The following is an 18,128-nucleotide window of genomic DNA, read 5'->3' on the forward strand; positions in this document are numbered from 1 at the left end:
GCGGATGGGAGGGCATGGCGCTGATGCCCGGAGTGAGAGCACGGCTCGGGCACGGATGCCATCGCCTCCGTGGCGGGTTTCGCGCTGAACGGACGGCGCGCGGCTGCCCCGGGGGCGTTGCCTCAGAAGCTGCCGGCGAGGCCCAGGCGCGGCCCGCGTTCACCCATCCCCGCGACGGGGACCACCTGGAACGTGCTCGGGGCCTTGCGGGTGAGCGCGGGGCGCTCCTCTTCCGGCGATGAGAGCTCATACCCCGCGACGGCGCCCACCACGGGGAGCAGCAGCAGGAACACCGCGCCGCCGGGTTCGTTGTCTCCGATGCCCAGCAGCGCGGAGCCAATCAGCGCCCCCCCCCAGCCCACGAGGCTGCCACCCGCGGTGGCGAGGAGGGTGCCCCGGCCGCCCATGAGCCTGCCGCCCAGCCACGTCCCGGCGGGGATTCCCACCACCACGCCGGTGAAGCCACCGACACCCGCGACGATGCCGCACTCGTCGCAGCCCACCGTGGACGCACCCACGATGAAGCCGGTGAGCATGCCCACGGTGCCCGCGATGAGGCCGCCACCGGCGCCGGCCACGAACTCCACCGCCACCCGTGGCACGGGGTCCTCGGGGCGGGCGCGGGCCTTGCCAGGAAGGGCCTGTTCGTTGACGGAGGTCGTGCCCTCCGGCTCCTGTCCTGAACGAGAGGCTCCCTCCGCGTCGACGTCGCTGCGTGTGGGCACGTCCCAGTCGCCCGGGGCTGGAACCAGGGGCGGCGGCGTCAGCTCGGAGGCGGGCGCCCGGGCGGGCTCACTCGCGGGGGGCTCCTGCGCCCAGGCGGCGCTCTGCCCCGAGGAGAGGACCAGCATGGCCAACCCGATGGAGTGCGCTCGCGAAACCTTCACCTGGGGCACGCTACCGCAACGACGGGCGCGCGTCGCCTAGCCCGCGGAGGCCTCGGAGACAGGCTGGGCACGGCCCTTGCGGCGCAGCAGGACGAGCACCAGCGGGACGCCGCCCAGCAGGAGCTGGGGAACGAGCGAGAGCGCGTCCGGATAGATGCCCAGGAGGTCCACGGTGACGAAGGGCACGGGCGCCAGCGGCAGCGCGCCGACTTCCTGCAGCGAGTGCAGGCCCTTGCCCAGCAGCATCACCGAGGTGAGGACCAGGATGACGGTGGACGCGTTGAAGAGCGTCTTCATCGGCAGGCGGTACCCCAGCCGGTTGATGAAGAGGACCAGGGCCACCAGGGCCACCGCGCCGGCGAGCGCGCCCCAGGCCACGCCCTCCGGCGAGTCCAGCGCGAGCCCCTGGAGGAAGATGGCCGTCTCGAAGCTCTCGCGCAGCACGGCGGTGAAGGCGATGAGGAACAGGCCTGGCATGCTGCCGCGGCCCAGCGCGCCCTGCAGCTTCTCGCGCAGCTCGCCCATGAACTGGCTGATGTTGGAGCGGGCGTTGAGCCACAGCGCCGCGTACAGCAGCATGGCCACCGCCACGAGCGCGGCGATGCCTTCCAGCCACTCGCGCTGGGCACCGGCCAGCAGGTGGCGGCCGAGCACGTAGGACAGCGCGCCGACGATGAGCGCGGAAATCCAGCCGAAGTGCACCACGCGGGCGTGCTCGGTGGCCTTCATCTTCCGCAGCGCGGCCAGCAGCGCCGCGACGATGATGGTCGCTTCGAAGCCCTCGCGCAGCAGGATGAGCAGCGTCAGCCACATCGTGGACAGCAGGCTCGCGGTGGTGCCTGAGTCACGCCGCGCCTGGTCCAGCAGCGCCAGCAGCTCCCGGCCCTCGTCCTGGAGGTGCGGGCTGCCGCGCTCCGCCGCCATGCGGGCCTTGAGGAAGCCCTGCTCGATTTTCAGCGTCAGCGCTGAGTCGCGCGCGCTGAGCTTGGGCTCCACCGGCTCCACGCCGTTGAGGTAGCCGTCCAGCAGCGCCCCCTTCGCGCCCGCGAAGTCTCCCGCGGCGCCCAGGCGCATGGCCTGCTGCACGTTCTCCCGGGCGGCGAGCAGCGAGCGCTCCTCGTCCGCGTCCAGCATCTTCCGGCGCAGACAGGCCAGGTTTTCCTGGCCGAACTCCTTCACCAGGTCCGCGTCGGTGGCGTTGGCCAGCCGCTCCAGGGAGATGCGCGGCGGCGTGCCCTCGCACTCGGGCAGGCGCATGGTGAAGACGTAGAAGGCCAGCGACCAGCGCTCCTCCTCGGACAGGGTGGGGTAGGCCGGCATCGCGGTGCCCGGCACGCCGAAGCTGGTGGTGTTGAAGGCCTTGTACGGCGTGAGGCCTTCCATCAGCTCCGCGTCCTGGAAGTTGGCGGGCGCCGGCTCCATGTTGGCGGCGATGGCCACGTTCGCGCTGCCGTCGGCGCCGTGGCACGCGGCGCAGTTGGTGGCGAAGAGCGACTGGCCCAGCGCCAGGTCCGGCGGGCGGCGCGGACTGCGGGCCAGCCCTCCAGCCGTGACGAGGTTCTCCACCAGCTCACCGCAGTCGCGGCTGACGCCCTGGGGGTCCTCGCCCTTGTCCACGCGGGCCTGGATGGCCTCCACGCGCGGCAGGAAGGCCGCCGCGGCGGGGCCCAGGCCGCGCGCCGCGTCCACCGCCTCCGCCGCGAAGCTCTTCTGCTCCTCCATCTCGAACGCGGACTGCGACTCGATGGCGAGCGGATAGTCCGCTTCCAGGTACTGGAGGATGCCGATGAGCCGGTGCCACGTACGTTCCTCGGAGGCGCCGTTGTCCGCGCGGGACGCCACAGGCAGGGCAAGCAGGAGGAACACCAGCAGCGAGGCGGCGCGAGTCATGCCACCCCCTCTACCAGTGGGGTGGTGGCCTTTCAATCTTGCGAAGCAACTTCAAAATCAGCCGGAGTCAGGTCGCGCTCACGTCGGAGTAGCCCGAGGGTCCAATCGTCTCCACGACCTGGAGCGAGCCCACGCGGAGTGAGTCCACCTGCCAGTCGTCACCCCGCAGCTTGCCAATGGTCAGGGCGCGGATGGCCAGGGTGCCGATGCTGAGCGCGCCGATGGCGAGCGCACCCAGCGCGGTGGCCCCGACGGCCAGGGCGGGGAGGGCACGAGGCCGCGGCCTCAGCCGGTGGCGCAGCAAGGGAGCGAGCCGGAGGCTGGCCACGAGCGCGGCCACGTTGGAAGCCGTGAGCACGGCGGCGCTGGAGAGGGCCGCGGTCCGCCAGGGCACTTCGATGGGACGAGACAAAAGGGTGGTCTGCATCCCGTGGAGGTGTGCATGGCGTCGGGAGGTGCCACGCGACGGGACGGGAGGCCCCCGGCCGGATGGATGGCCGGGCGCCTCAAAGTGCTGCACCTGCGCGCTATTCGATGACGATGTCGCAGTACTGCGGGAAGCGGTTGCACGGGTAACAGGTGCCGCCGGGGCCGCCCACGCAGACCTCGTTGGCGGCACACCGGCCCTGCAGGTCACACATGCGCAGCTCCTGCTCGGCGCTGCCCATTTCCTCCACGGGGGCCTCTTCCACGGGGCCGCCACAGGCCATCATCACCACCGCCGCAACCAATCCAAGTCCTTGCATCCACGTCTTGCGCATCCGGAGCTCCTTGGGACTGACGGGTGAAGTCCGGATTGTGCGCTTAACGTTTGAGGGAAGGAATGTAGGCGCGCGTCAGCGCTCGTAGGTGAGGAAGGTGTGGGGCGGCTCGGCGTCGGGGTGTGCTTCCTCTTCGACGCAGGTCCAACCCGACAGGTCCACGTCAGGGAACCGGGTGTCACCGGGGAAGTCCTGGGCGATGCGCGTGAGATAGAGGCGCCGCACGCGGTCCATCGTCTGGGCGTAGAGGTCCGCGCCTCCGGCGATGAAGACCTCCGGGTCGCCGCTGGCTTCCGCCCGGGAGAGCGCTTCGTCCACGGAGTGCGCCACCTGGACGCCTGGGGGCGCGAAGTCGCGCTGACGGGTGACGACGATGAAGGTGCGGCCCGGCAGCGGGCGGCCAATGGACTCGTATGTCTTGCGCCCCATCACCAGGGTGTGGCCCATGGTGATGCGCTTGAAGCGCGCGAGGTCCGCGGGCAGCCGCCACGGGAGCTGGTTGCCCGCGCCGATGACGCGGTTCGCCGCCATGGCGACGATGGCGGACAGCTTCATACGGCCACGGGCGCCTTGATGGCGGGGTGCGGCTCGTAGCCTTCGAGCGTGAAGTCCTCGTACTTGAAGGCGAAGAGGTCCGTCACCTCGGGGTTGAGGCGCATGCGAGGCAGGGGACGCGGCTCGCGCGCCAACTGCGCCTTCGCCTGCTCGACGTGGTTCAGGTAGAGGTGCGCGTCGCCCACGGTGTGGATGAACTCGTGCGCCTGCAGGCCCGTCACCTGCGCCACCATCATCGTCAGCAGCGAGTACGAGGCGATGTTGAAGGGCAGCCCCAGGAAGAGGTCCGCGCTGCGCTGGTAGAGCTGGCAGGACAGCCGTCCGTTGGCCACGTAGAACTGGAAGAGGACGTGGCAGGGCGGCAGCTTCATGGACGGCAGGTCCGCCACGTTCCACGCGCTGATGATGTGGCGGCGCGAGTCGGGGTTCTTCTTCAGCCCCTCCACCAGCGCCTTCATCTGGTCGATGTGCCCGCCGCCGGGCGCCGTCCACGAGCGCCACTGGTGCCCGTACACGGGGCCCAGGCTGCCGTCGGCGTTGGCCCACTCGTCCCAGATGGTGACGCCCTGGGCCTGGAGCGTGCGCACGTTGGTGTCCCCCGCGAGCATCCACAGCAGCTCGTGGAGGATGGACTTCGTGTGCAGCTTCTTCGTGGTGAGGAGCGGGAAGCCTTGCGTGAGGTCGAACCGGAGCTGGGGCCCGAAGACGCTGAGCGTCCCGGTGCCGGTACGGTCGCCCTTCTTCACCCCGTGGTGCAGGACGTGGTCGAGCAGGGACAGATAGGGCTGCATGGGGCCCATGTAACTGAGCCGGTGGCCGACTCAAAGCCCTAAGCAGGCGCGCCGCTCGGAGTGAAATGCGTAGAGCCCCCCACACGTGTGTCGCAAGCCTGCGGCTTCTCATGGACGCCAGTCGCGACGCACCGTTAGAAGCCGGGACATGAAAATCTACACGAAGAGCGGTGATGCCGGAGAGACCGGTCTGTTCGGTGGCGGACGCGTCGCGAAGGACGACGTGCGTGTGGACGCGTATGGGGAAGTGGACGAGCTGAACGCGACCCTCGGCCTGGTGCGGAGCTTCGAGGGGCCCACGGACGTGGACGCGCTGCTCCACCGGCTCCAGGACCAGCTCTTCACGGTGGGCGCGGTGCTGGCCACGCCCGAGGGCACGAAGGCCTCGGCGCACATCCCCGAGCTGAGGGCCGAGTGGGCCGAGGACATGGAGCGCGCCATCGACGGCTTCGAAGCGGAGCTGGCTCCGATGACCCACTTCATCCTGCCCGGAGGCACGCAGGCCGCGAGCGCGCTGCACCTGGCGCGCACCGTCTGCCGCCGCGCCGAGCGCCGCACGGTGCCGCTGCTGCGCGAAGGGAAGATTCCGCGGGCGGTGGTCGTCTATCTCAACAGGCTCTCCGACCTGCTCTTCGTCCTGGCGCGCGTGGTCAACCACCGCGCGAGCGTGGAAGACGTGAAGTGGATTCCGGCGAAGCCCTCCAAGTCGTCGGACGCGCCCCTGTGAGCATGCTGCCCACCTCCCATCTGCGGGACCTCGCCAGTTCGGGGGGCTTCGACCTGGTGGGGTTCGCGCGCGCCGAGCCCATTCCGCCTGAATTCCTGCTGTCGTGGGTGGCGGCGGGCTACGCGGCGGACATGGACTGGATGGGCGAGCGGGCCGCCGAGCGGCTGGACGTCTCGGTCCTGCTGCCGGGCGCGAAGACGGTCATCTCCTTCGCGAACAACTACTGGCGCGACGACGCGGAGACGGTGGGCTCGCCCATCGCGCGGTACGCCCGGGGACGTGACTACCACTCCACGCTGCGCGACCGGATGAAGGCGTTCCGCAAGGCGCTCAATGTGATGTACCCGGGGCTGGGCACCTACGGCGGCGTGGACAGTGGGCCGTTGATGGAGAAGGTGTGGGCGGCGCGCGCGGGGCTCGGCTACGTGGGGAAGAACGGCTGCTTCATCACCGAGCCCTATGGCTCGTGGGTGCTGCTGGCCACGCTCGTGGTGGATGCCGAGGTCGACGACTATGGCAACGGCCCGGCGGCGGACCGGTGTGGCGCGTGCCGCCGCTGCCTCATGTCCTGCCCCACGGGCGCGCTGGTGGGCAATGGCCGCGTGGACGCGCGCGCGTGCCTGTCCTACCAGACCATCGAGAACCGCGAGCAGCAGGTGCCGGAGGCGTTCCGGCTCAAGTTCGACAACCTGATTTTCGGCTGCGACATCTGCCAGCAGGTGTGTCCGCTGAACCGCCGACCGGTGTTCGCCGAGCACCCGCGCTTCGCGCCTCGCGCGGTGGCGGAGTTGGGTGTGCGCGAACTCGCGGGACTCACACTGGAACAGTATGAGCACCTAATACCTGGCACCGCGCTGGCGCGCGCACGCTACGACGGGCTGCGCCGCAACGCCGTGTATGCGTTGGGGGTGGCGAAGCAGGCGGATGCGAAACCGTTGCTGGAAAAGCTCTGCGGCGATTCGAGCGAATTGGTACGTACCGCCGCGCAATGGGCGCTCCTTCAGCTCGACCCCTGACGTCCACCTCTCCGCAGTCCCTGGGCCCGGTCTACGCCGGGCTCATCCTCCAGGTCCTCATCAGCGCGGGGACATACCTGGCGGGCAAACGCGCGATGTCGGAGCTGGCGCCGCTCACGGTGGTGCTGTGGCGCTTCGTGTTGAGCGGCTCGGTGTTCGTGCTGCTCTTGTGGTTCCTGCCCGGGCCCAGGCTGCCGCCGCGCGCCGAGTGGGGGCGGGTGCTGCTGTTGGGCCTGCTGGCGGGGCCGGTGAACCAGGTGTTCTTCTTCCATGGCCTGGCCCAGTCGACGGCGGCGCACGCGGCGCTGCTCTATGCGCTGACGCCGCTGGGCGTGTACCTGCTCAGCCTGGGACGAGGGCATGAGCGGGCCTCGCTCCGGGCGATGGGTGGCATCGTCACGGCGTTCGCGGGCGTGGTGGTGTTGCTGCTGGGGCGCGGGCTGGCGGATGCGAGTGGCTCGTTGACGGGCGACCTGCTCATCCTGGGCGCGGTGATGTCGTGGGTGGTGTACACGACGGAGGGCAAGCCGTTCGTCGCCATCCACGGACCGATTCGCGCGACGGCGTGGAGCATGGTGGCCTCCACGTTGATGATGCTGCTGATGGCGCCGTTCTTCGCGAAGCCGGACGCGGTGCTCGCGGCGAGCCCCGCGGCCCGGTACTCCATCGTCTACCTGGGCCTGCTGACGTCGGTGGTGGCGTATCTGCTCTGGTACTTCGCGCTGTCGAGGGTGCCCGCGTCGAAGGTGGCCGTGTTCTCCAACCTCCAGCCCGCGGCGACCGCGCTGGCCGCGTGGGCCATCCTGGATGAGGCGCTGCACTGGGAGGTCGCGGTGGGCGGTGTGCTCGTGCTCCTGGGGGTGCGGCTTACGCAGGCGGCGCATGTCCGGCCGCCCGCTGTGGCGCCGGCCGCGCCAGCGCAGCCTCCCGCCTCATCGAGCGTCGGATAGCCGCAAGACTCGGAGTGCCAGGCCCGTCTCCGCCCTTTAGTTTCCAGTCATGCATGTCCCGGAGCGGGTGGCCGACGTCGATTGGGCACGGATTTCGGAGGAACTGGACGCGCGAGGCTGCGCGACGTTGGAGCGGCTCGTCACGCCGGCGGAGTGTGACGCCCTGGCGGCGCTGTACCCGGAAGACGCCGTGTTCCGCAGCCGCGTGGTGATGGCGCGGCACGGCTTCGGAAGAGGGGAGTACAAGTACTTCCAGTACCCGCTGCCGAACGTGGTCGCCGGGCTGCGCGAGGCGCTGTACCCCCGGCTCGCGCCGATTGCGAACCGCTGGAACACGGCCATGGGCATCGAGGTGCGATATCCGGAGTCCCATGCGGCATACCTTGAACGCTGCCACGCGGCGGGGCAGTTGCGGCCCACGCCGCTGCTGTTGCGGTACGCGGCGGACGACTACAACTGCCTGCACCAGGACCTCTATGGGGAGCACGTCTTTCCGCTCCAGGTGGCGATTCTGCTGTCGGAGCCCGGACGGGACTTCACGGGAGGCGAGTTCGTCCTCACCGAGCAGCGTCCGCGCATGCAGTCACGCGCGGAGGTCGTCCCGCTGCGCCAGGGAGACGCCGTGGTGTTCGCCGTCCATCACCGCCCGGTGCAGGGCACGCGAGGTGTGTACCGCGTCAACCTCCGGCACGGCGTCAGCCGCATCCGCTCGGGACAGCGTCATACGGTGGGCGTCATCTTCCATGATGCGGCTTGAGGTGCGAGCATGACGATGGACCTGTTCGACGGCCTGGGTGGCACCGGTCCTCGCGAGGAATCGCTGGGCGCTGGTGCCAGGGTGCTTCGGGGCTTCGCGCTGACCCAGGACGCGGAGCTGCTGAGCGCGGTCCACGACGTCTCGCTCGCTTCGCCGTTCCGCCACATGGAGACGCCGGGCGGGTTCCGCATGTCGGTGGCGATGACGAACTGTGGTGCGTGGGGCTGGGTCACGGACCGGACGGGGTATCGCTATGCCGACGTGGACCCGGTGCAGGGGCGGCCCTGGCCGGAGATGCCGGCGGTCTTCCTGCGACTCGCGCGGATGGCCGCCGCGAAGGCCGGTTTTGATGGGTTCACGCCCGATGCGTGCCTGGTGAATCGTTACGAGCCCGGCGCGAAGATGTCGCTGCACCAGGACAAGGACGAGCGTGATTTCACCGCGCCCATCGTCTCCGTCTCACTGGGGCTCCCGGCGGTCTTCCTCTTCGGTGGAGCGGAGCGAGCGGACTCGTCGGCGCGGGTGCGCCTGAGCCACGGCGACGTGGTCGTATGGGGCGGGCCAGCCCGCCTGCGCTACCACGGCGTCATGCCGCTCAAGCCGGGCCACCATCCGCGGGTGGGTGGGCATCGCATCAACCTGACGTTCCGCAAGGCGCAGTAGAATGTGCCCATGCTTCGTCCGGGTGAAGACCTGCTCCAGGTGGAAGAGCGGCTGTGGCTTTTGACCGCGCAGACCGGGCAAGGCATCTACGACTTCGCCTTCGACCGCTTCTTCGCGTGCCGCCGTCCGTATGTACTGCCTGAGCCCATGGACGTGGTGGCCCGGGTCGGCGTCTGGAGCGACTACGCCGAGCGCTTCCGCGAGCTGGCGGACGCGGGCATCCACCTGGTGCACACGCCCGAGCAGCATCTGCTCGCCACGGAGCTGCCTCATTGGTACCCGAAGCTCACGGACCTGACGCCGCGCAGCGTCTGGTTCGATGAGCGGCCGGACGCGGAGACCGTGGAGCACCTGCTGGGATGGCCCGTGTTCGTGAAGGGTGAGCGGCAGACCAGCCGGCACCGCAAGTCACTCTCCATCATTGAAGGGCCCGAGCAGTTCCGCCAGGCGATGCAGGCCTACGCAGAGGACCCCATCCTGCACTGGCAGCGAGTGGTGTGCCGGGAGTTGAGGCCCTTGCGCCGAGTCGAAGAGGGCGCGCCGGACCGCATCCCCAGCTCCTTCGAGTTCCGCACCTTCTGGTGGAAGGGCCAACTGGTGGGGTGGGGGCCCTATTGGTGGCAGGGCACGTCGTACACCCTCACGCCGGAAGAGCAGCACGAGGCGCTCGGGCTCGGGCGTGAGGTGGCGCGTCGGCTGGACGTGCCCTTCCTCGTGGTGGACGTGGCCCAGGAGATATCGGGCCGGTGGATTGTCATTGAGTGCAACGACGGCCAGGAGAGCGGCTACGCGGGGATCTCCCCGTTCGCGCTCTGGCGGGCCATCCTCGACGTCGAGCGTGGACTCGGAGCGTCGTAGCGCGCCTCAATCCCCGTTCGGGTCCCAGTCGGAGATGTCGTACTCGGGCTCAGGGGGCAGCGCCGGTCGGCTGGACTTGCTAGGCGCGGGCTTCTTCACGGCCGGAGGTCGGGCGTCGGACACGTCTTCATCGAGCAGTGGATCCTTCTTCGCCGGACTCGCGGAGACGGCGGGCGGGGTGGGTTTCACCGGCTCGGGCGCGGCCGGCGCAGGCTCTGGCGGCGCCATCACCGTGGGCTCGTCATCCGGCGAGTCCAGGTCGCCCAGTGACGTCGGGTCCGCGGGGGCCGAGGCGGGCGTCGGGGACGGAGGTGGATCCGACTCCGTCGCCCGGTACACGCCCGTCCGCGTGGCCTCCACGGCGACACCGGAGGACGGAGGCGGCGGAGGAACAGGCTCCGGCGCGCGGCGCGAAGGCTCCGCCGCCACGGAGGACTCCGACGCGCGGTAACCGTCCCGCCGGCCCGAGGACTGCTCATCCCCGAACGGATCGTCCTCGCGGCTCCTGCGCTTGCGTGTGGGCTGCGCATCCCCGTCACCAAACGGGTCCTCCTCGCGAGTCAGCTTCTTCCCCCTCCGCCGCTTCGGCGGATCCGCCACCACTCCAGCGGGCATGCCCTTCAGCGACGAGTGCCGGTCCGCACACAGGCCCACGTTCTCCTGACATTCGGCCAGACAGTGGGTGAGCTGCTTGATGGTGCGCCCGCTGCCGCCGTACTCGATGGAGCAGTCCTCCTTGCAGGTCGCGTAGTCCTCCTGGCAGCCAGAAGGGACGGCGGCCGCGGCGGGGCCGGCGGCGAGGGTCAGGCCAAGAATCAGGAGGGCTCGCATGGCGATTACGAAAACTACCAGTCTTCTGGGGTTCCGGCGCCAGGGGGGCGCGTTATGGTCCCCTGGCGCGATGGTCGCGCCACGAGGAGGCACATGGCTGTCAGGGTGGGCATCATCGGGAGCCCCGGGCTGGCCCAGGCGCTGGGCATCCCCGGCAAGGGCGACTCCCACATCTTGGAGACACCCTTCGGTCCTCACGCGGGCCCCATCGTCACCACCGAGCTCAACGGCGTCTTTGTCGCCTTCGTCGCCCGCCACGGCGCCGGCCACGTCTACAACGCCACCCGCGCGCCCTACCGCGCCAACATGTACGCGCTGAAGGTCCTGGGCGTCACCCACGTCCTCGCCACCGGCACGGTGGGCAGCCTGCGCGAGCACATCCAGCCGCTCCAGCTCGCCCTGCCGGACCAGGTCATCGACCGCACCTACCGCCGCCCCTGCACCTTCTACGACGACGTCGCCGTCCACGTGGACCTGGGCAACCCCTTCTGCGGCACCCTGCGCCAGGTGCTCGAGCACGCCAGGGACCCGCTGGGGCCCACCGTGCACCCCGAGGCCACCTACGTCTGCATCGAAGGGCCGTCCCTCAGCACCCGCGCGGAGAGCATGCTCTACCGCACGTGGGGAGGGGACCTGGTGGGCATGACGGGCATGCCCGAGGCCCGGCTCGCCCGCGAGGCGGAGCTCCACTACGCCCTGGTGGCCCTGCCCACGGACTACGACTCGTGGCAGCAGCGCGCGCCGGGGCAGGCGCATGACGACCTGCTGGCGCAGATCTCCCACAACCGGAAGGCCGTCACCGCCAGCGGCGCCGCGCTCATCCGCCGCGCGCTGCCTCGCATCGGCGAGGCCCGCGCCACCTGCCGCTGCGACACCGCGCTGGCCCTGGCCATCGGCACCGAGCGCACCCGCATCCCCGACGAGGTGCGCGGACGCCTCCGTCCACTGCTGGGCAGATACCTCCCGCCCAACGTCGCCTGACGACACTTCACCCAGCATTCGGCCGAGCCACACGCCGTGCGCTCGCCTGACCGCCCGCTGCCAAAGCGCGCTTCCGTTTTCACCTTCTGGGCCCCGGTACGACTCGGAGCGAGGAGGCGAGCATGCGGCGGCCCAGACTCAAGCACCTGTCCTGGCGCGAGTTCAGCCGCCGCTTCGTGAAGGAGTTCCAGGAGGACAGCGTCACCGACATCGCGGCGCAGTTGTCGTACTACCTGCTGTTCTCGCTGTTCCCCTTCCTCTTCTTCCTCGTCACGCTGGTGGCGTACCTGCCCATCGCCCCGGGAGCGGTGGACGCGATGATGGACCGCATCCGCCCCTTGGTGCCGGGGGACGCGCTGGGGCTCATCACCGGGCACCTGCAGTCCCTGGTCAACCAGCCTCAGCCCAAGCTGCTGACGGCCGGTCTGGTCATCACGCTTTGGTCCGCCTCGCGCGGCGTGAACGCGCTGCGCACCGCGCTCAACCTGGCCTACGACGTCTCCGAGACCCGGCCCCTCTGGAAGACGCAGGGCCTTGCGATGCTGGTGACGCTGATGGGCTCGCTGCTCATCCCGCTGTCCTTCGCCGTGTTCCTGCTCGGCGGGCGGCTGGGGCTGTGGCTGGCGGGGAAGCTGCAACTCGTGGACGCCTTCCACCTCGTGTGGTCCTGGCTGCGCTGGCCCTTCACCGCGTCACTGGTGATGCTGGTGCTGGCGAGCTGCTACTACCTGCTGCCCGACGTGAAGCAGCGCTTCAAGTACATCACCCCCGGCTCCGTTCTGGGCACGGGCCTGTGGCTGACGAGCACCTGGGGCTTCACGCAGTACGTGGAGCACTTCGGCAAGTACAACGTCACCTACGGCTCCATCGGCGGGGTGATGGTGCTGCTGCTGTGGCTCTACCTCTCCGGGCTCATCTTCATCGTCGGAGGCGAAATCAACGCCATCCTCGAGCACGCCTCGGTGGAGGGGAAGTCGAAGGGCGCCCGCGGCTTCGGGGAGCCCGCGCCGCTGGAGCCGCCCCTGAAGACGCCCGGCGCGGCCAAGAGCGCCAGCAGCGCCATGCGCTCGAAGCTGGCGCGCTTCCGGTGGCGGCGCCGCGTGGCCCGGGGCCAGGAGCCCGAGCCCACCGTGGAGGAGCAGGACGCCCGCTCCTCCACGATGCACTGAGCCGTCCGGACTACTTGCCGCCCAGGGACTGCTTGATGGCGGGGAGCCCCCCCGGAGCGTTGTTGCTGCCCCGCAGGTTCTTCTGCGAGATGATCTTCTGGATGTTCGTGATGCGGTCCCGGTTGGTGGGGTGCGTGCTCAGCCACTTCATCAGCGCGGGCGTGTCACCCTGCTCCTTCTGGAGCTTCTCGAAGAAGGTGATGAGTCCCCGCGGGTCATAGCCCGCGCCGGAGGCGTAGCGAGCGCCGTACTCGTCGGCTTCAATCTCCTCGCTGCGGCCGTGCGCCAGCATCGTGCCGCCGCTCACCAACTGCGCGGCGATCTGCGCCACGGTGCCTGGGTTCTGCCCCAGCGCCGCCTGGGTGATGGCCTGCAGGCCCATCTGGTTGACCATGGCGCGCGCGGAGTGACGGCCCACGACGTGGCCCGCCTCGTGCGCCATGACGCCGGCCAGCTCCGCCTCGGTGTCCGCCGCCAGGATGAGGCCCGTGTAGACGTACAGATAGCCACCGGGCGTGGCGAAGGCGTTGACCATCTTCGGGTCGTCGATGACGTGGATCTTCCACTTCACCCCGGGCCGGTCCTTGGAGGCCTGGTTCAGGATGCTGGCGGAGATGCCGCGCACGTAGTCGACGACGGCCGCGTCCTCCACGTATTTGATCTTCTCCTTCGTCTCCAGCTCCGCCTTGACCTGCTTGCCGAGCTGCTCTTCCTGCTCGTCGGAGATGAGGGTGCGGGCCACGGCCTTCTCGGCGGTGATGCGCTGCTTGGCGCAGCCCGTCGACAGGCCCAATGCCAGGGTGACTCCCAGTACCGCCACGAGGATGCGCTGCATGCCGAGTGCTGCCTTTCTTTCCAGAGGTCTACGCCGCGTCGCTCCGCGGGAGGCGGGACGGTGGCCCACATCGGCACCTGCCTTCAAGGGCCGCGTGGTGCAAGCCCGCGGGCATCCGGCCTTCGCGCCGCCACCGCGCCAGTGTTCGCTGCCCGGCAGGTAGGCGGTGCGTGAGGCCGCTCGCCGGTGTATGTGCCCCGGCAGGATGCCTGAGCTCCCCGAAGTCGAAATCGCGCGGCGCAACCTGGTGCGCTGGTTCAGCGACCGGCGCCTCGTGCGTGCCGAGTCGGAGAACACCCGCATCTTCCGAGGCGCCGAGCGCCAGCAGTTCGACGCGCTGGCCGGCCGGTTGGAGTCGCTGGTCCGTCGGGGCAAGTACCTGCTCTTCGCCTTCGAAGGCGGCAGGGGGCTGATGGGGCACCTGGGGATGACGGGCAAGTTCGTCCGCCGCGCCGAGGCGCGAGTGGAGCCCTACAGCCGCGCCCGGTTCCACCTGGACGACGGCCAGGTCATCCACTTCTCCGATCCACGGATGTTCGGCCGCCTGGAGCCTGCGCCCGCCGCGCGCCTGCGGGAGCTGGACGCGGTGCGGATCCTGGGGAGGGATCCGCTGGCGGATGGCCTCACCGCGGGGCAGCTCCAGCAGGCCGTGGGCTCCTCCCGGAGGGAGCTGAAGGTGGCGCTGATGGACCAGGAGCGCATCGCTGGCCTGGGCAACATCCACGCCGCCGAGGCGCTCTTCCGCGCGGGACTTCACCCAGCGCGCCAGCCCGGCTCCCTGACGCCGGACGAGTGGAAACGCCTGGTCCAGGCCATCCGCGCCTCCATCGACTTCGGCCTCAAGGAGCAGGAGGGAGAGGAGCCGGTGTACCTGGAGGAAGGGCGTTCGGAGAATCCGTTCCTGGTATACGGACGCGCGGGGGGCCCATGCTCTCAGTGTGACACCCGGGTCGAGTCCTTCACCCAGGGAGGCCGTACCACCCACTTCTGCCCCCGGTGCCAGCCTGGGGATGGACGCCGTCGTGAGGCGGGGGCGCCGGCCGTTGACGGCGTGAAGGCCCGCCCTGGTAAGCGTTGACACCCCTTGGTCCCGTCGCTTGAATCGCCCGCCTTTCAGACCCGGCCGCCCCAGGTGGCCCTGGAGATCGTTGCCCATGTCTCACGCCCTGCTGGCGGCGCTACTCGTCGCTTCGTCCACGGCCACCGCTCAGACGCCGGTGCCCGAGGGTAGCCCGCCCGCGCCCGCGGAAGCCGCACCCGCTGCTCCCGCCGCACCCGCGGAGCCTGTTCTCGCGGAGCCCGCGCCTGTGCCCTCCACTCGCGAGGGCGTCAGCCGTGACGACCTGGAAGCGCTGAAGGAGGAGCTGCGCGAGGAGATTCGCGCCGAGGCCGCCAAGCAGTCCATTGGCGCCACGGACGAGTGGGCCGAGGAGTTCCCGGAGGAGAAGCGCAAGCTCGAGGTCTTCACGCTCGACGGCTACTTCCGCGTCCGCCCCACGCTCTTCTACAAGTTCGACCTGGGCAAGATGCCGGGCCGGGAGCTCTTCCCGCGCTCGCCTCGCAGCGCGCAGGAGAACACCCAGTCCTTCGCCACCATGCGCGTGCGCCTGGAGCCCACCTTCAACATCTCCGAGCAGGTGGCGTTGAAGATGGAGGTCCTCGGCCTGGACAACTTCATCATGGGCGCCATGCCGGACACGCTGCTGCCCGGCAACACGCGCAACCTCTTCGGCATCTTCTCGGAGAGCCAGGACCCGTTGGCGGACGCGCTCCAGGACTCCATCAAGCTGCGCCGCGCCTACGGCGAGGTGAAGACGCCGGTGGGCATCCTGCGCTTCGGCCGCATGGGCAGCCAGTGGGGCCTGGGCATGCTGCGCAACGACGGCACCTGCTTCGACTGCGACTTCGGCGACACCGTGGACCGCGTCCAGTTCGTCACCAACCCCTTCGAGGGCTGGTACGTCACGCCGATGCTGGACTTCAACTCGGAGGGCGTCACCGACACGCGCGGAACCGTGGGTGAGCCCATCGACCTGACCCAGTCCGATGACGCGCACAGCTGGGTGATTGCCATCGCGCGCCGGGACACCGACCAGGTCATCCGCTCCAAGCTGGACAACAACCAGGGCGTGCTCCAGTACGGCCTGCACTTCACCTACCGCACCCAGAAGTGGGAGTACGACGGCTCCACGACGAACGGCCAGAACACCGGCTTCATCCCGCGCGACGCGTCGCTGTTCGTGCCGGACCTGTGGCTGAAGTACGAGGAGAAGAACTGGCGGCTGGAGTTCGAGGCCGCCGCCCAGCTGGGCCGCATCGGTAACCGCGCGCTGGACGTGGGCGGCATCAACGACCCCACGCTCAACCAGAGCCTCACCGTGGCCCAGTTCGGCGGCGTGGCGCAGGGCGAGCTGCGGCTCTTGAACCAGAAGCTGTCGTTGAACATGGAGCTGGGCTTCGCCTCCGGCGACAAGGCGTATGGCTTCGGCAACCAGCCGGGCCGCCCGGGCTCGGGCACCAACGGCCAGACGGCGGAGGGGGACTTCGAGGGCCCGCAGTACGCCTGCGGCACGGGCGGCTGCACGGACAACGCCATCCGCAACTTCCGCTTCAACCGCGACTACCGCATCGACCTCATCCTGTGGCGCGAGCTGCTGGTCGGGGTGACGGACGCGTTCTATGTCCGCCCGTCGGCGAAGTACACCATCACCGAGGGCTTCGACCTCTACGGCCGCGTCATCTACTCGCAGGCCATGTACGCGCAGTCCACGCCGTCCACCACGAGCAAGGCGCTGGGCCTGGAGGTCAACGTGGGCGCGGACTACAAGACGGAGGACGGGTTCATCGCTGGCCTCGCCTACGGCATCCTGTTCCCGATGAGCGGCCTGCAGGAGTTCAACGAGACGCTGCGCAACGACCTGGACACGCCGCAGACCATCCGCGCGTGGCTGGGGATGCAGTTCTAGCCATGCGTCAGGTCCTCGCGGCGCTGTGCGTGGCCGCCAGCGTGTCATTGACGCTGGCGGCGTGTGGCATCAAGGGGCCGCCTCGGCCACCCGGGCCGCCGCCAGCGCCCGCGACGCAGACGCGGCCGCCGCCCCCCGAGTCGGAGCGAGGGCCCCTGGCGCCATCAGGGCCCACCCTGTCTCCCACGCCGGAGACCGGGGTGGAGACGCCGCTGTCACCGCCGGCGTCCGAGGACGCGGGAGCCCCGTGAATCACTTCACCTATCGCAAGGGCGTGCTCCACGCGGAGGAGGTGCCGCTGGCGGCCATCGCCGACTCCGTGGGCACGCCCACCTACGTGTACTCCACCGCCACGCTCAGCCGGCACGTCCGGGTGGTGACGGAGGCCTTCGGAGACCGGCCGCACCTCATCTGCTACTCGGTGAAGGCCAACTCGAACTTGGCCATCCTCCGGCTCATCGCCGAGCGCGGCGGCGGGTTCGACATCGTCTCTGGCGGCGAGCTGGCCCGGGTGCGGCACGCGGGCGGGGATGCCGCGAAGACGGTGTTCGCTGGCGTGGGCAAGACGCAGGAGGAGATGGAGGCGGCGCTGGCCGCGGGCATCCTCCTCTTCAACGTGGAGAGCGCCGAGGAGCTGGAGGCGCTGGACGCCGTGGGCCGCCGCCTGGGCCGCCGCGCGCCCTTCGCCCTGCGCGTGAATCCGGACGTGGATGCGCGCACGCACCGTTACATCTCCACCGGGTTGAAGACGTCGAAGTTCGGCGTGCCGTTCGAGGAGGCGGTGGCCCTCTACGCGCGCGCGAAGAAGCTGAAGGGCCTCTTGGCCGCTGGGCTGGATTGTCACATCGGCTCGCAGCTCACCCAGACGGCGCCCATGCGCGCGGCCCTGTCCAAGGTGGCGGGCCTGTACTCCGCGCTCAAGGCGCAGGGCCACCCGCTGGCGTACCTGGACGTGGGCGGCGGGCTGGGCATCACCTATTCGGATGAGACGCCGCCGTCTCCGGACGCGTACGCCCGCACCGTGATTGCCGCGGCGGGAGCCACCGGGGCCACGCTCATCCTGGAGCCGGGCCGGGCGCTGGTGGGCAACGCGGGCGTGCTGCTCACGCGCGTGCTGTACCGGAAGAAGACGCCAGCGCGGCACTTCGTGGTGGTGGACGCGGGGATGAACGACTTGCTGCGCCCCGCGCTCTACGAGGCGCACCACGGCGTTCAGCCCCTGGTGAAGCGGCGGGGCAAGGCGGTGGAGGTAGACGTGGTGGGGCCGGTGTGTGAATCCACCGACGTGCTGGCGAAGGCGCGGCCCCTGGTGCTCCCGCGGGCAGGCGAGTTGTTCGCCTTCATGAGCGCGGGCGCATACGGCATGAGTATGTCGTCCACCTATAATTCCCGGCCCCGCCCGGCCGAGGTGCTGGTGGACGGTGAGGCGTGGCGCGTGGTCCGGGAGCGCGAGCGCGTCGAGGATCTCTGGCGCGGCGAGCGGGCCTGAAC

At 69.9% G+C, this 18,128-nt stretch carries 20 protein-coding genes; 12 read left to right on the top strand and 8 right to left on the bottom strand.

What is annotated here, in order from left to right; all coding sequences use genetic code 11:
* Positions 1-122: 122 nt before the first annotated feature.
* The 6 genes from HV826_RS27580 to HV826_RS27605 all read right to left on the bottom strand — a co-directional run bounded on the left by HV826_RS27580 (position 123) and on the right by HV826_RS27605 (position 4,884).
* A complete protein-coding gene (locus HV826_RS27580) occupies positions 123-887 on the bottom strand; it encodes a GlsB/YeaQ/YmgE family stress response membrane protein (protein ID WP_368671004.1) in 765 nt (254 codons plus the stop codon).
* 36 nt (positions 888-923) lie between these two features.
* The gene (locus HV826_RS27585) at positions 924-2,777 is read right to left on the bottom strand and encodes an FTR1 family protein (RefSeq protein WP_176419948.1); all 1,854 of its coding nucleotides are present in this window, start codon (positions 2,775-2,777) and stop codon (positions 924-926) included.
* Positions 2,778-2,844: 67 nt separating this feature from the next.
* Positions 2,845-3,204, bottom strand: coding sequence for a hypothetical protein (locus HV826_RS27590; protein WP_163778816.1), 360 nt, complete (start codon positions 3,202-3,204; stop codon positions 2,845-2,847).
* Positions 3,205-3,304: 100 nt separating this feature from the next.
* Positions 3,305-3,538: a hypothetical protein gene (locus tag HV826_RS27595; RefSeq protein WP_176419949.1), complete on the bottom strand. Its 234-nt coding sequence runs from the start codon at positions 3,536-3,538 to the stop codon at positions 3,305-3,307.
* Positions 3,539-3,613: 75 nt separating this feature from the next.
* Positions 3,614-4,093, bottom strand: a complete 480-nt coding sequence (locus tag HV826_RS27600) for a dihydrofolate reductase (RefSeq protein WP_176419950.1) — start codon at positions 4,091-4,093, stop codon at positions 3,614-3,616.
* On the bottom strand, positions 4,090-4,884 hold the full coding sequence (locus tag HV826_RS27605) for a thymidylate synthase (protein ID WP_176419951.1): 795 nt from the start codon (positions 4,882-4,884) through the stop codon (positions 4,090-4,092). Before HV826_RS27605 ends, HV826_RS27600 begins: the two co-directional genes overlap by 4 nt.
* A 148-nt stretch (positions 4,885-5,032) precedes the next feature.
* Here HV826_RS27605 and HV826_RS27610 point away from each other — a divergent pair, with 148 nt between their 5' ends.
* The 6 genes from HV826_RS27610 (at position 5,033) to HV826_RS27635 (ending at position 9,855) form a co-directional block, all read left to right on the top strand.
* Entirely contained in the window at positions 5,033-5,611 is a 579-nt protein-coding gene (locus tag HV826_RS27610; protein ID WP_176419952.1) for a cob(I)yrinic acid a,c-diamide adenosyltransferase, read from the top strand.
* Positions 5,608-6,627, top strand: coding sequence for a tRNA epoxyqueuosine(34) reductase QueG (gene queG, locus HV826_RS27615; protein ID WP_176419953.1), 1,020 nt, complete (start codon positions 5,608-5,610; stop codon positions 6,625-6,627). Before HV826_RS27610 ends, queG begins: the two co-directional genes overlap by 4 nt.
* Positions 6,600-7,577, top strand: coding sequence for a DMT family transporter (locus HV826_RS27620; protein ID WP_176419954.1), 978 nt, complete (start codon positions 6,600-6,602; stop codon positions 7,575-7,577). The genes queG and HV826_RS27620 overlap by 28 nt, the downstream gene beginning before the upstream one ends.
* A gap of 67 nt (positions 7,578-7,644) precedes the next feature.
* On the top strand, positions 7,645-8,334 hold the full coding sequence (locus HV826_RS27625) for a 2OG-Fe(II) oxygenase (protein ID WP_368671005.1): 690 nt from the start codon (positions 7,645-7,647) through the stop codon (positions 8,332-8,334).
* Positions 8,335-8,343: 9 nt separating this feature from the next.
* On the top strand, positions 8,344-8,997 hold the full coding sequence (gene alkB, locus HV826_RS27630; protein ID WP_176419956.1) for a DNA oxidative demethylase AlkB: 654 nt from the start codon (positions 8,344-8,346) through the stop codon (positions 8,995-8,997).
* A gap of 9 nt (positions 8,998-9,006) precedes the next feature.
* Positions 9,007-9,855 carry an ATP-grasp domain-containing protein gene (locus HV826_RS27635; protein ID WP_176419957.1) on the top strand — a complete coding sequence of 283 codons (849 nt, stop codon included), beginning with the start codon at positions 9,007-9,009 and terminating at the stop codon, positions 9,853-9,855.
* Between the two features lie 6 nt (positions 9,856-9,861).
* Here HV826_RS27635 and HV826_RS27640 read toward each other — a convergent pair whose 3' ends face one another.
* Complete coding sequence (locus HV826_RS27640; protein ID WP_176419958.1) at positions 9,862-10,686, bottom strand: hypothetical protein; 825 nt, start codon at positions 10,684-10,686, stop codon at positions 9,862-9,864.
* A gap of 93 nt (positions 10,687-10,779) precedes the next feature.
* Here HV826_RS27640 and HV826_RS27645 point away from each other — a divergent pair, with 93 nt between their 5' ends.
* Positions 10,780-11,667, top strand: a complete 888-nt coding sequence (locus HV826_RS27645) for an MTAP family purine nucleoside phosphorylase (protein WP_176419959.1) — start codon at positions 10,780-10,782, stop codon at positions 11,665-11,667.
* Between the two features lie 122 nt (positions 11,668-11,789).
* Entirely contained in the window at positions 11,790-12,836 is a 1,047-nt protein-coding gene (locus HV826_RS27650; RefSeq protein ID WP_176419960.1) for a YihY/virulence factor BrkB family protein, read from the top strand.
* 10 nt (positions 12,837-12,846) lie between these two features.
* Here HV826_RS27650 and HV826_RS27655 read toward each other — a convergent pair whose 3' ends face one another.
* On the bottom strand, positions 12,847-13,671 hold the full coding sequence (locus HV826_RS27655; RefSeq protein WP_176419961.1) for a M48 family metallopeptidase: 825 nt from the start codon (positions 13,669-13,671) through the stop codon (positions 12,847-12,849).
* Positions 13,672-13,876: 205 nt separating this feature from the next.
* Between HV826_RS27655 and mutM the strand changes: the two genes are divergently transcribed.
* The 4 genes from mutM to lysA all read left to right on the top strand — a co-directional run bounded on the left by mutM (position 13,877) and on the right by lysA (position 18,126).
* On the top strand, positions 13,877-14,749 hold the full coding sequence (mutM, locus tag HV826_RS27660; RefSeq protein WP_176419962.1) for a bifunctional DNA-formamidopyrimidine glycosylase/DNA-(apurinic or apyrimidinic site) lyase: 873 nt from the start codon (positions 13,877-13,879) through the stop codon (positions 14,747-14,749).
* Between the two features lie 76 nt (positions 14,750-14,825).
* The gene (locus HV826_RS27665) at positions 14,826-16,637 is read left to right on the top strand and encodes a TIGR04551 family protein (protein WP_176419963.1); all 1,812 of its coding nucleotides are present in this window, start codon (positions 14,826-14,828) and stop codon (positions 16,635-16,637) included.
* Between the two features lie 2 nt (positions 16,638-16,639).
* Positions 16,640-16,888: an LPS translocon maturation chaperone LptM gene (lptM, locus tag HV826_RS27670; protein WP_176419964.1), complete on the top strand. Its 249-nt coding sequence runs from the start codon at positions 16,640-16,642 to the stop codon at positions 16,886-16,888.
* Positions 16,885-18,126, top strand: a complete 1,242-nt coding sequence (lysA, locus tag HV826_RS27675) for a diaminopimelate decarboxylase (protein WP_176419965.1) — start codon at positions 16,885-16,887, stop codon at positions 18,124-18,126. The genes lptM and lysA overlap by 4 nt, the downstream gene beginning before the upstream one ends.
* Positions 18,127-18,128 lie beyond the last annotated feature (2 nt).

Origin of the sequence: Myxococcus sp. AM010, assembly GCF_013372585.1 — a bacterium.
Taxonomy (GTDB): domain Bacteria; phylum Myxococcota; class Myxococcia; order Myxococcales; family Myxococcaceae; genus Myxococcus; species Myxococcus vastator.